Below are 12,413 nucleotides of genomic sequence, written 5' to 3'. Positions count from 1 at the left end.
TCGCCCCGTGATCATCGCGCACGACCTCGGCACGACCGGGAACAAGGCCTCTCTGCATCACGACGACGGACGTCTCGTCGCGTCCGCGACGGTCGGCTACCCCGCGCATTTCGCCGCCGGCGGCGTCGCCGAACAGGATCCGCTCGACTGGTGGGATGCCGTGGTGCAGGCCACCCGAGAGCTGATCGCCCGCACCGGCACACCGGTCGCGGACGTCACGGGTCTCGTCGTGAGCGGCCAGATGATGGGCGCGGTCCTGCTCGACGCCGATGGCGAGCCGGTGCGCCCGGCGATCATCTGGGCCGACACCCGCGCGGGGGCGCAGCAGCGCGAACTCGAAGCGGGGCTCGGCGCCGAACACGCCTACCGCGTGCTGGGCCATCGGCTGAACCCGACGTACGCGCTCGAGAAGGTCATGTGGGTGCGCGACAACGAGCAGGACATCTGGTCACGCGTTCGCCGCTTCTGCGTCGCGAAGGACTACGTCGTCCTGCGTCTCACCGGACGGCTCGCCACCGACCGATCCGACGCCTCGGGCACCAACGCCTACGACCAGGAGGTCGGCGATTGGTCGGATGAGGTGCTGCAGGCGGCGCGGCTCGACCGCGCGCTCTTCCCGGAGATCCTCGACTCCACCGCGATCGTCGGCGCACTGACGGATGCCGCGGCATCCGCTCTGGGACTTCCGGCCACCGTGCGCGTCGTGATGGGCGGCGGCGACGGCCCCATGGCGGCGGTGGGCTCCGGAATCGTGGCCCCCTCGGATGGCGCCTACGTGAGCCTCGGCACCTCGTCGTGGATCTCCTTCGCGAGGCACGCCCCGCTGCACGACGCCGTGATGCGGACGTTCACGTTCGACAACGTCGTGCCCGGTTCGTTCGTGCCGACCGCGACCATGCAGGCGGGCGGAGCCTCCGTGCAGTGGATCGCCGAGGCGCTGTCGCCGGACCCCGCGCGCCCCGGGACGGGGCGGCTGATCGCCGAAGCGGGAGGCGACGTCGACACCGACGATCTCTACTTCCTCCCCTACCTGCTCGGCGAGCGCTCCCCGCACTGGGATCCGAACGCCCGAGGCGCCTTCGTCGGCATCGGGCGGCACCACTCGCGGACGCACCTCGTGCGCGCGGTGCTGGAGGGGGTCGCATTCAACCTGCTCACGAGCATTCATGCGTTCCGCGATTCCGGCGCATCGATCGACCGCATCGACGCCGTCGGCGGCGGGGCGCAGAGCGACGTCTGGCTGCAGATCCTCGCCGACGTGTGGGGCGTCCCCGTGCGCCGGCGCACGATCGTCGAGGAGGCCAACAGCCTCGGCGCCGCCGTCACCGGCGCCGTCGGGCTCGGCCTCGCCGACTTCTCGGCCGCGCGTGCCCTCAGCGAGGTCACGGCCGAGTTCGCACCGGATGCCGGGCGGCACGCCTCCTATACGCAGCGGCACACCCGCTTCGCCGATGCCTACACCGCGCTCGCCCCGTGGTTCGCGGCCGCGCCCCGCGGAGGCAGCTGATGGGCACCATCCTCATCACCAGCCGGTCGTTCTCCGACGGCGACCTCGACCTCGTCGCCCTGGCGAACACCGCCGGCCACCGGATCATGCGCGGGCCGGCCCATCACGACCTGGGCGAACTGCGTGCGCACCTGCACGGTGCAGATGCCTGGATCGCGGGAACCGGGCCGATCACCGCCGATCATCTCGCGGCCGCACCGCGGCTGAAGATCATCGCCCGCTACGGGGTCGGCACGGAGTCCGTCGACCTCGCCGCCGCCGCCGAACGCGGTGTGACCGTGACCAACACCCCGGGGGCGAACGCCGACGCGGTCGCGGATCACACGATCGGGCTGATGCTCGCGGCGCTGCGGTTCGTCGCGGACGGCGACCGCCGCGTGCGCGCCGGCGACTGGTCGGTGCGCCGCGGTCGCGAACTCGGCGCCGCCACGGTCGGGATCGTCGGGTTCGGGCGCATCGGCCAGGGCGTGGCGCGGCGACTGCGCGGCTTCGGCTCTCGAGTCGTCGCGACCGACCCGTTCCTGCCCGCCGAGCGCATCAGGGACCTCGGCGCCGAGTCCCTGACGCTGGACGAGCTGTTCCGCACGGCGGATGTCATCACCCTCCACACCCCGGGTGGCCAGTGCCTCCTCGACGCGGAGCGGTTGTCCGCCGTGCGCACCGGCGGCGTCATCGTCAACACAGCGCGTCCGGATCTCGTCGACGAGGATGCCGTGGCCGCCGCCCTGCGCGACGGGCGGCTCGCAGGATTCGCGGCTGACACGCTCGCCGGCGACACCGCGGCCACGTCGAGTCCGCTGCTGGCGGACGACATCGCGCCGCTGGTCACGGTCACCCCGCACCTCGGCGCCCAGACCACGCAAGCCGTCGACAACATGGGGGCGATGTCGCTCGACGACGTGATCGCCGTGCTGCGCGGCGACGAACCACGATTCCTCGTCCGAAAGGGGACGTCATGACCGATTCGGACTACATGGGCTTCGTCGGGGTCAGCACCGGCTCGTCGTCGATCATGGCGGTGTTCCCGCTCTGGGCCGACATCCTCGGCCTGCCGACCCGCACGCTCGTCGGCCATGATCTGCCGCTTGATGCGACCCCGGCGCAGTACCGCGCGCTCGTCGAGCAGATCCGCGACGACCCCCACCACCGCGGCGCCCTCGTCACGACGCACAAGATGAACGTCTACGCCGCAGCATCCGACCTGTTCGACGAACTGGATCCGTTCGCGGTCTCGTGCGCCGAGATCTCCAGCATCGCCAAGCGCGGCACGCGTCTCTCCGGGCGCGCGAAGGACCCGATCACCGTGGATCTCGCGCTGAACGATTTCCTCCCCGCAGACCACTTCTCCCGCACGGGGTCCGAGGTCGTGATCCTCGGCGCCGGCGGTTCAGGCACCGCGCTCAGCTGCGCGCTCTCCGAACGCGACGACGCGCCGAGCCGCATCACGGTCACGGCCCGCGATGACGACAAGCTCGAGCATCTGCGAGAGGTCCACCGCCAGCATGGCACCCGCGAAGGGCTGATCGAGTGCGTGCGCACCGACACCGTGCAGGATGCCGCGGCCATCGTGGCGGCATCCGCACCCGGTTCGGTCATCGTCAACGCGACCGGTCTCGGGAAGGACCGGCCAGGGTCTCCGCTTCCCGACGACGTCGTGTTCCCCGAGAACGCGTACGTGTGGGAATTCAACTACCGAGGGACTCTGGAGTTCCTGCACCAGGCTCGAGCCCAGCAGGATGCTCGGTCGCTGCACGTCGTCGACGGCTGGCGCTACTTCATCCACGGCTGGTCGCAGGTGGTCGCCGATGTCTTCGCGATCGCCCTCACGGCGGACGTCGTCGAGCAGTTGGCGGCGGCCGCGGAGATCGCACGACGATGATCCGCACGGTCCTCGGCGACATCGACCCTGCGGAACTCGGGCCGGTGGATTATCACGAGCATCTGTTCCAGGTCTCTCCGCTTCTTCCCGGCGACGAACTGGACGACGAGACGGCGTCAGGTGCCGAGGCCCGGATGCTGCGGCAGAGCGGCTTCGCCGCCATGATCGATGCGACCCCGTTCGGTCTCGGCCGGGATCCGGCCGCACTCGCGCGGATCAGCGCGACGACGGGCCTCGGCATCATCGCCACCGCAGGACGGCACCGCGAGGCCCATTACGCCGTGGACCATCCGACGCGCGCATCCTCCGTGGACGAGCTGGCGGCGGCGTTCACGTCCGAGATCGTGGAGGGGCAGCCCACTTCGGACGATGCCCCGGGCACGCTCGCTGCGGGTCCCGGTGGAACGGCCGTGCGCGCCGGCATCCTCAAGGGCGGAACCGACTACTGGCGGATCAGTCCGTTCGAGCGGGTCACCCTGGACGCCCTGGCCATCGCGCACGTCGCGACCGGCGCTGCGATCATGGTGCATCTCGAGTTCTGCACGGCCGCGCACGAGGTGCTCGACGTGCTCGGCTCCCAGGGAGTGCCGGCGAACAGGGTCGTGCTCGCGCACGCCGACCGGGATCCGGATGCCGGACTCCACGCCTCGCTCGCCGAACGCGGCGCCTACCTCGGCTACGACGGCTTCGCGCGCCCTCGCACGCGGTCGGATGCCGAGCTGCTCGCGCTGACCGCGGACGTCGTGGCCGCGGGCGGTGGTGACCGCATCCTGCTCGGCGGGGATGTCGCCCGCCGCACCCGGTACATCGCCTACGGCGGGATGCCGGGGCTCGTGTACCTCGGCGAGCGCTACCTGCCCCGGCTGCGCGCGGTCGTGGGTGACGAGGCCGTGGACCGGATGGTCGTGGCGAATCCCGCGCGGCTGCTCGACCTCGACTGACCCCTGCCGTCGTTCGCGGCGACGGGCGCGCACCGCGGCATCCGCTCGCCGGTCCGGTGCCGGGCCGACGACCGAAAGGGCCCCCGCGCCGCAGCGCGAGGGCCCTTGACCGTCAGCGTCGGGTCACTCGTAGAGGACCGCGGCGATCTCGGGGTCCTCGATGTTCGTGGCGTCGTACCAGTACGAGCCGGTGTCGTAGAACTCGTCGATCTCCTCGCCCTTGGCCGCTGCCACCGCCGACTCGACGGTGCGGGCGCCGATGCCGATCGGGTCCTGCGTGATGGCGCCGGCCATCGTGCCGTCCTTGATCGCCTGGATCTGCGCGGCGCCGGAGTCGAAGCCGACGATCGTGAGCTTGCCCTTCTCCAGTCCGAGCTCGTTCACGGCGTTGACGACACCGATCGCCGAGCCCTCGTTCGTGCCGTAGATGCCCTTGAGATCGGGGTGGGCGGCGATCATGGCCTTGGCGATGTCGGCCGACTTGAGGTGGTCGCCGTCGCCGTACTGGATGTCGACGATCTCGATGTCCGGGTAGTCCGCCTCGATCTTCTCGACGAAGCCGTCCCGGCGCTCGACACCTGTCGAGTTGATCTGCGAGTGGCCGACGATGGCGACCTCGCCCGATCCGCCGATGAGCTCTGCCATGTGCTCTGCGGCCAGCGCGCCGGCGACCTTGCTGTCGGTCGCCGCGAGGCTCAGCCCCACGTCGCTGTCGCACGGGGCGTCGAAGTAGACCACCGGGATCTCCTTCGAGGCGGCCTGATCCAGCGGCGCGATGCACGCCTCCGGGTCCAGCGCGGCATAACCGATGGCGTCCGGGTTCTTGTCGATCGCCGCCGTCAGCATCTCGAGCTGCTGGGCGATCTCGGTCTCGGCGGCGGGGCCCTCGAACGTGACCTTCACGCCGAGCTCCTCGGCCTTCTCCTCGGCGCCCTGCTTCACCGCCTGCCAGAACTGATGCTGGAAGCCCTTCGAGACCAGCGCGACGTACATCTCTCCGTCGCCGCTGCCCGTGTCGGGATCGGTGCCGCCGCCCTCTTCGATGACGTCGCCGCCACCCGCACAGCCCGCGATGACGAGGGCGGATGCGGCCATCAGCGCCGCGAATGCTGTTTTCTTCCCAAATCGCATGGAAACTCCTTTGTTCTTGTGGGTGAGGGATCAGGTGCGCTGGCGGTTGCGCAGCGAGTCGAAGAACACGGCCAGCAGCACGACGACGCCGACGACGACGTTCTGCCACTCGGTCTGGATGGACAGGATCCGCAGCCCGTTGACCAGGACGCTCATGATGAGCGCGCCGATCACGGTGCCGACGATGGATCCGCGCCCGCCCAGGAGCGAGGTGCCGCCGATGATGACGGCCGCGATCGCCTGCAGCTCGTAGCCCGTGCCGATCTGCGGTTGCGCCGAGTCGAGGCGTGAAGCGATGACGATGCCGGCGACACCCGTGAAGGCTCCGGCGAACATGTAGACGAAGATCGTCCAGCGCCGGGTGTTCACACCGGACAGCCGCGTCGCCTCCTCGTTCGATCCGATCGCGAACGTGTAGCGGCCCAGCAGCGTCTTGGACAGCACGAGACCGGCGATGAGGGCGAGCACGGCCGTGATCAGCACCGCGTTCGGGATGCCGGGGATGATGACGCCGAGCGCGATGCGCTTGAAATCCGGGGCCGACGTCGAGAAGTAGATCGGTCGGACGCCGGAGATGACGAGAGCGAGACCACCCGCGATCATCATCATGGCCAGCGTCGCGATGAAGGGAGGAAGACGGAGGAACGTGATGTTCACGCCGTTGACGAGCCCCATCAGCACACCCGTTCCGATGCCGCCGAGGACACCGACCCAGACCGGCATCCCGAGGTTCGTGATGATGACACCGGTCATCACGGCGCACAGCGCCATGCCTGTTCCGATCGACAGATCGATCCCGCCGGTGATGATCACGAAGGTCGTCCCGAGCGCGAGGATGCCGATGACGGCGGTCGACAGCAGCACGGTGGCGATGTTGCTGAAGGTCAGGAAGTTCGGGCTCGCGAGGGCGAAGATGATCACCAGCACGATGAGGGTGCCGAAGGCGAGCGACTGCTGGAGCTGTCGTTTGAGGAAACCGGAGACGTCTCGCTTGTCGGTGTTCTCGTTCACCGCCTGCTGGATGACGGTCGTCGTCGACCCTGGCTGTTCTGGGGTGCTCATCACGCTTCCTCCCCGTGGGCTGCGAGCTGCATGATCTTCTCCTGAGTGGCTTCTTCGTTGCGCAGCGTCCCCATGATCCGGCCGTTCGCGAACACCGCGATGCGGTTCGCGACGCGCAGGATCTCTGGGAGCTCCGATGAGATGACGATGATGGACTTCCCGGATGCCGCGAGCTGCTGCATCAGGCGGTAGATCTCCTCCTTCGCGCCGACGTCGATTCCTCGCGTCGGCTCGTCGAAGATGAGCACGTCGCAGTCGCGCATCAGCCAACGGGCGATGACGACCTTCTGCTGATTGCCGCCGGAGAGCAGCTTCACGATCTGGTTGACCGACGGGGTCTTCACGCGCAGCTGCTGCACGTACTGCTTGGTCTGGTTCTTGGCCTTGCCGTCGCGCATCCAGCCGATCGCCCCGGCGTAGGTGCTCAGCGACGCCAGCACCGTGTTGAAGGTGACGTCCTGCTCGAGCATGAGCCCGAGCATCTTCCGATCCTCGGAGAGGTATCCGACGCCGTGCTTCACGGCATCCTCGGGGTGGCGGATGCGCGCCTTGCGCCCGGCGATCGTGATCGTGCCACCATCTCTGTGGTCGGCTCCGATCACCGCTCTGGCCGTCTCGGTGCGTCCGGCGCCCATGAGCCCGGCGAAGCCGAGGATCTCGCCGCGGTGGAGCTGGAACGAGACGTCCTTGAGGAGCGTCCTGGTCGAGAGGTTCTGCACGTCCAGCACGATCGGATCGTTCAGGTGCTCGCGCGCCTCAGGGCGGGCTCCTTCGTCGATCGCGCGGCCGACCATCATCTCGATGATCGTCGGGATGGTGACATCGGCCTTTTCCAGTGATCCGATGTATGTGCCGTCACGGAGCACGGTCACCCGATCGGCGAGCCGCTTGAGCTCGTCCATGCGGTGCGAGATGTAGACGATGCCGGTACCGCGGGCGCGCAGCTGATCGATGAGGGTGAAAAGCGTCTCGACCTCGCTGTCGGTGAGCGCCGAAGTCGGCTCGTCCATGATGAGGACCTTGGCGTTGAACGAGAGCGCCTTGGCGATCTCGACCATCTGCTGCTTGGCCACCGTCAGCTCGCCGACGGGCTGCCGAGGGTCGAGGTCGATCTCCAGACGCCGAAGCAGCCCGGAGGTCTGCCGATTGAGCTTGCGCTCGGACAGGAAACCCCCGCTCATCGGCTCTCTGCCGATGTAGATGTTCTGCGCGACCGTGAGATCGGGCATGAGATTCATCTCCTGGTGGATGATCGTGATGCCCAGCTGCTGCGCCTGCAGCGGACTGGTCAGCTCGACCTCTCGGCCCTCGAAGACGATCGTCCCCTCGTCGCGCATGTAGATGCCGGAGAGGATCTTCATGAGCGTGGACTTGCCGGCGCCGTTCTCGCCCACGAGGACGAGCACCTCCCCGGAACGCACCTCGAGGTGGACATCCTTCAATGCCTGCACGCCGGGAAAACCCTTGCTGATGCCCTCCACCCTGAGGATGGGTTCGCTCATGCTCTCACCTGCTTCCTTGAAGGTTCGTGACGATGTCTCTTCGGGATGAAACATCGGGTCAATTGTGACGTGCGATCGATTTCACCGCAAGTTGTATCTAAATGTATCTAAGGATCGTTCTGAGGGGAAGACCTGTAATAACATCTTCATCACGAGCGCACGACGGACGTGCGCGGAGAAGAGGGATCATGCTCATCGGCGCGCATGCACTGGTATTCACCGGCACCTTCGACGAGTCCGGCCTGCGTCGCTCGATCGAGGGGACGCGGGATGCCGGGTTCGACCTGATCGAGATCCCGCTGATGGACGTGGACGCCTTCGACTCGGCGCTGGCCAGACGGATGCTGGAGGACAACGGACTCGCCGTCACAGCATCCCTCGGGCTCACCGAGGCGACTGATCTGTCCAGCGACGACCCGGCGGTCGTCCGTGCCGGGGAAGATCTGCTCGAGCGCTGCCTCGATCACGTCGCGACGATGGGCGGCGATGTGCTGTGCGGCGTCATCTACTCCGCGATGCGCAAGTACATGGCGCCGCCGACCGAGCGCGGCGTCGCGCACAGCCAGGACGCGATCGGTCGACTGGCCGGGAAGGCTGCGCAACGCGGCATCCGGCTCTCGCTCGAGGTCGTCAACCGCTACGAATCGAACGTCTTCAACACCGGGCGGGGCGGCCTGCAGTTCCTCGACGGCATCGGCTCGGACGACGTCTCGTTGCACCTGGACACCTACCACATGAACATCGAGGAGTCGGATCTCTTCCAGCCGGTGCTCGACGCCGATCGGCGCCTCGGCTACGTGCACATCGGCGAGAGCCACCGCGGCTACCTGGGCACGGGCAGCGTGGACTTCGAGACGTTCTTCCGCGCACTCGACCGGATCGACTACGACGGCCCGGTCGTGTTCGAATCCTTCTCCTCGGCCGTCGTGAGCGCCGAGTTGAGCAACACCCTCGGCATCTGGCGCAATCTGTGGGAGGACTCGGACGACCTCGCCGCGCATGCGAACCGGTTCATCCGAGATGGCCTGCACGCGGTGAGAACCATCGCGATGCACTGAGTCGACTTTCGGCGCCCACCGCCCGATGCGACGCCCCGCCTGCCGACCCGGCGCAGGTCGGGGCGATCGGCATGCCCTCGATCCGGGCACTGCGATCATTGGGCTTATGATCGCGGCTTCGATCTCTTCACAAACGATTATCGATTAGTGTATGTTCGTGACATCCCTCCCGTGCACCACGAAAGGATCAACGATGATCAAGGGCCGTCACCTCACCGCGCTGGGCATCGCCTCGGTCGCCTCTCTCGCGCTGGCCGGCTGCGCCAGTTCCGCACCGGCGGACAGCGACGAGAAGATCGAACTCAGCATGCTCGTCAATGTCACTCCGAACCTCACCGAGGAGTACTGGAATGACCTCGTCGCCCCTTTCGAGAAGGCACACGAGAACATCGACGTCGTCATCCAGAACCCCGGCGCCGAAGGCGTGCACGCGGCCGTTCCCCGACTGCTCGCAGCCGGGGACGCCCCGGACATCGTCCAGTCCATGGCACCCACCACCGAGATCGCGCCCGAACTGGTCGATCTGTCCCAGTACGACTGGGCGACCTCCGGCCCGCTCGCCGAGCAGTACACGATCGACGGCAATTACTACATGGCCGGCATCGGGGTGCAGTTGCAGAGCCTGTTCTTCTACAACAAGACCGCCTTCGCCGAGGCGGGCATCGCCGAGACACCAACCACGGTGGACGAACTCACCGAAGCCCTCGGCAAGCTGAAGGCGGCCGGCTGGACGCCCGTGCAGACCGGGGGCGACTGGATGACCAGCCACACGCTGCAGACGCTCGGCCTCCCGTCGATCATCGCCGAGTACCCCGACTGGTTCCAGGAGATGAGCGCGGGTGAGCTGACGTTCGGCGACACGTACAAGCAGGCCGTCGACACCTACGCGGAGTGGGTGGCCGAGGGCTACATCGCGAAGGAGGCCCTCGGCATCAAGTATCCGGATGCCGAGCAGGCGTTCCTCTCCGGCAAGACCGCGGTGTACTCCATGGGCAGCTGGTTCGCAGGCACTCAGGCGAACGCGGCCGAATCCGCTGACATCGGCGTCTTCCGCGCGCCCGCGTTCGATGCCGGTACGCAGCCGTCGATGGGCGCCAACATCGCCAGCCCGTACTCGATCATGAAGTCCAGCGAGCACCAGGATGCCGCGGCCGACCTGATCGAGTACCTCGTCACCGATCAGGACGCGGTCAGCAGCCAGCTCGCCGTCGACGGAAACTTCCGCGACGGGTACGAGTACGAGATGACGCCGCTCGGCGAGGAGCTGCTCGCGATCGTCGCCGACACCCCGGGCGACGCGTACACGCCTACCGGCAACGGCTACGGCGAGCGCACGCTGCCGTCGGAGTACTCCAACGAACTCAACACGCAGACGCAGGCCCTGATCGGCGGCACCTCCGCGCAGGAGATGCTCGACGCCATGGACGCGTGGTTCCTCGCGAACGCGAACTGACGCTCTGCTCCGGGTGCGGCTCGCGCCGCACCCGGAGCCCGTACGACAGAGGATCTCGAAGATGAGCCAGACCATGATCGCCCCACCGGACACCGCCGAGCCACCGGCCACCGCGACACCGCCTCCCCCGCGACGCGGGAAGTCGGCGGCCACGCGCGTGCGGGATGCCTTCCCAGGGTTCCTGATGGCGGCGCCCGCCGTCATCGTCTTCCTGCTCATGTTCGTGATCCCGATGATCCTCGCGTTCGTGCTCAGCTTCACGAACTGGAACGGGTACAGCCTGAACTTCACGTTCGTCGAGTGGGACAACTACCTGAAGGCGTTCCGGAACCCCCGCTCGGTCGACGCCGCCATCTTCACCGGGATCATCGCGGTCATCGGCACAGTCCTGTGCAATGTCGTGGGTCTCGCCATCGCCGCACTCATCTCGGGCCCCGGCCGATCGAACACCCTGCTGCGCACCATCTTCTTCTACCCCTACGTCATCAGCGCCCTGATCATCGGCTTCCTGTGGTCGGCGATGCTCGCCCCCGAGGGCGCCGTCAACGGAATGCTGACGACACTCGGATTCCCCGCGATGCCGTTCCTCGTCGAGCCCGACTTCGCCAGGGCCTGCGTCATCTTCACCATCGTCTGGTCGCACTTCGGGTTCAACATGATCCTGTTCCTCGCCGGCATCAAGTCCGTACCGATCGAGTACTACGAGGCGGCGACGGTCGACGGCGCGACCCGGTGGCAGCAGTTCCGCAACATCACGCTGCCGCTCATCGCCCCCGTCTTCACCGTCAACATCGTTCTCACCCTGGTCGGGCTCCTCAAGGCCTACGACATCGTCCTCTCCCTCACGGACGGCGGCCCGGCAGGCTCCACGCAGACCATCGTCTACCAGATCCTCAAGGACAGCTTCGCGAACTCGAACCTCGGCTTCGGCGCCGCGCAGTCCGTCATCCTGCTCATCGTCACCGCCGTGCTGGGGCTGAGCGTCACTCTCATCCGCCGCCGCGCCGAGCGAAAGGTCACCGACTGATGAGCGCCCGCACCTCCGCTCCCGTCCCCGCACGCGTGGTCCGCTGGATCATCCTCGGCGCGGTGGCGCTGCTCATGCTCGTGCCCCTGTACACCATGGTCATCAACGCCTTCAAGCCGCAGGCCGAGATCATCGCCAACCCGCTCGGCCTCGACCCGGCGACCTTCACCTTCGATTACCTCTGGGCGGCGATCACGAGCTCGAAGTTCAACGTCATCGCCGCGTACGGTGTGACGCTCCTCTTCGTCGCTCTCGTCAACGTCTGCTGCATCGCGCTCGCGGCCCCGGTGGCATTCGTCATCGCCCGCGGCCGCTCGAAGTGGCACATGGGGCTGCTGCTCCTGTTCGTCTCCGGCCTGTTCATCCCCGGGCAGGTGACGCTGATCCCCGTCGTCTTCGTGCTGCGCCTGCTCGGACTCATCAACACGATCCCCGGTTTCATCCTCTTCGAGACCGCAGCGACACTGCCCGTGACGATCTTCCTGTTCGCGGCCTACCTCCGCACTGTTCCGCGAGACATCGATGAGGCGGCGGCCCTCGACGGAGCAGGACGCATCAGGGCGTTCTGGTCCTGCATCTTCCCCGTCATGCGACCGATCGTCGCCACCGTCGTCGTGCTGAACTCGATCGGGGTGTGGAACGACTTCGTCAGCCCCCAGATCATCCTCGGACCGAGTTCGGGCATCTACACCGTCACCACGGGTGTCTATGCGGCCGTCGGGCAGTTCGCGACCGACTACACGGTCGTCTTCCCGACGCTGCTGCTCGCCGTCCTGCCTGCCATGGTGTTCTTCATCATCATGCAGCGGCACATCATCGGCGGTCTCGTCACCGGCGCGACGAAGGGCTGAGG

General features: G+C 67.4%; 11 protein-coding genes. 8 read left to right on the top strand and 3 right to left on the bottom strand.

Going from position 1 to position 12,413, the window contains the following annotated elements; genetic code table 11:
* The first annotated feature begins 7 nt into the window (after positions 1-7).
* Genes xylB through ACI7YT_RS01905 form a run of 4 tightly spaced genes read left to right on the top strand, consistent with a single transcriptional unit; the run spans position 8 to position 4,327 of the window.
* A complete protein-coding gene (xylB, locus tag ACI7YT_RS01920) occupies positions 8-1,507 on the top strand; it encodes a xylulokinase (protein WP_406248647.1) in 1,500 nt (499 codons plus the stop codon).
* A complete protein-coding gene (locus ACI7YT_RS01915) occupies positions 1,507-2,466 on the top strand; it encodes an NAD(P)-dependent oxidoreductase (RefSeq protein WP_406248646.1) in 960 nt (319 codons plus the stop codon). Before xylB ends, ACI7YT_RS01915 begins: the two co-directional genes overlap by 1 nt.
* On the top strand, positions 2,463-3,386 hold the full coding sequence (locus tag ACI7YT_RS01910) for a shikimate dehydrogenase family protein (RefSeq protein WP_406248644.1): 924 nt from the start codon (positions 2,463-2,465) through the stop codon (positions 3,384-3,386). Before ACI7YT_RS01915 ends, ACI7YT_RS01910 begins: the two co-directional genes overlap by 4 nt.
* The gene (locus tag ACI7YT_RS01905) at positions 3,383-4,327 is read left to right on the top strand and encodes a phosphotriesterase (RefSeq protein WP_406248642.1); all 945 of its coding nucleotides are present in this window, start codon (positions 3,383-3,385) and stop codon (positions 4,325-4,327) included. Before ACI7YT_RS01910 ends, ACI7YT_RS01905 begins: the two co-directional genes overlap by 4 nt.
* A 123-nt stretch (positions 4,328-4,450) precedes the next feature.
* Here ACI7YT_RS01905 and ACI7YT_RS01900 read toward each other — a convergent pair whose 3' ends face one another.
* Genes ACI7YT_RS01900 through ACI7YT_RS01890 form a run of 3 tightly spaced genes read right to left on the bottom strand, consistent with a single transcriptional unit; the run spans position 4,451 to position 8,022 of the window.
* Positions 4,451-5,458, bottom strand: coding sequence for an ABC transporter substrate-binding protein (locus tag ACI7YT_RS01900; RefSeq protein WP_406248641.1), 1,008 nt, complete (start codon positions 5,456-5,458; stop codon positions 4,451-4,453).
* Positions 5,459-5,488: 30 nt separating this feature from the next.
* Positions 5,489-6,520, bottom strand: coding sequence for an ABC transporter permease (locus tag ACI7YT_RS01895; protein ID WP_406248639.1), 1,032 nt, complete (start codon positions 6,518-6,520; stop codon positions 5,489-5,491).
* A complete protein-coding gene (locus tag ACI7YT_RS01890; RefSeq protein WP_406248637.1) occupies positions 6,520-8,022 on the bottom strand; it encodes a sugar ABC transporter ATP-binding protein in 1,503 nt (500 codons plus the stop codon). The genes ACI7YT_RS01895 and ACI7YT_RS01890 overlap by 1 nt, the downstream gene beginning before the upstream one ends.
* A gap of 188 nt (positions 8,023-8,210) precedes the next feature.
* Between ACI7YT_RS01890 and ACI7YT_RS01885 the strand changes: the two genes are divergently transcribed.
* From ACI7YT_RS01885 to ACI7YT_RS01870, 4 genes are all read left to right on the top strand, one after another.
* On the top strand, positions 8,211-9,080 hold the full coding sequence (locus ACI7YT_RS01885) for a sugar phosphate isomerase/epimerase family protein (RefSeq protein ID WP_406248635.1): 870 nt from the start codon (positions 8,211-8,213) through the stop codon (positions 9,078-9,080).
* Positions 9,081-9,273: 193 nt separating this feature from the next.
* Positions 9,274-10,533 (top strand): ABC transporter substrate-binding protein, encoded by a 1,260-nt coding sequence (locus ACI7YT_RS01880; protein WP_406248633.1) that lies wholly within the window; start codon positions 9,274-9,276, stop codon positions 10,531-10,533.
* 61 nt (positions 10,534-10,594) lie between these two features.
* Positions 10,595-11,560: a carbohydrate ABC transporter permease gene (locus ACI7YT_RS01875; protein WP_406248632.1), complete on the top strand. Its 966-nt coding sequence runs from the start codon at positions 10,595-10,597 to the stop codon at positions 11,558-11,560.
* Complete coding sequence (locus ACI7YT_RS01870; RefSeq protein WP_406248630.1) at positions 11,560-12,411, top strand: carbohydrate ABC transporter permease; 852 nt, start codon at positions 11,560-11,562, stop codon at positions 12,409-12,411. The genes ACI7YT_RS01875 and ACI7YT_RS01870 overlap by 1 nt, the downstream gene beginning before the upstream one ends.
* Positions 12,412-12,413: the final 2 nt, after the last annotated feature.

Source organism: Microbacterium sp. M, from assembly GCF_045181065.1.
GTDB lineage: Bacteria > Actinomycetota > Actinomycetes > Actinomycetales > Microbacteriaceae > Microbacterium.
The sequence above is the reverse complement of the archived record's forward strand: the minus strand, read 5'-3'. Positions and strand labels throughout refer to the sequence as shown.